Below are 202 nucleotides of genomic sequence, written 5' to 3' on the forward strand. Positions count from 1 at the left end.
CTGGTTCTGGCTCTGGTTCTGGCTCTGGTTCTGGCTCTGGCTCTGGCTCTGGCTCTGGTTCTGGTTCTGGTTCTGGCTCTGGTTCTGGTTCTGGCTCTGGCTCCGCATCAAAGTCAACATCTTCAATTGAAGTGTCGTTTAGCTGATCCATGATGGAGTCATTGATCACCTCGTCGTCAGGCTCTTGAGCCGCTTTTTTCTT

1 protein-coding gene is annotated in these 202 nt (G+C 52.0%); it reads right to left on the reverse strand.

Annotation, left to right across the window (positions count from 1 at the left end; translation table 11 throughout):
* A partial coding sequence (locus tag A3751_RS22610) for a hypothetical protein (protein WP_197466149.1) occupies positions 1-202 on the reverse strand: 202 nt, incomplete at both ends.

This window comes from Oleiphilus sp. HI0080 (assembly GCF_001635135.1).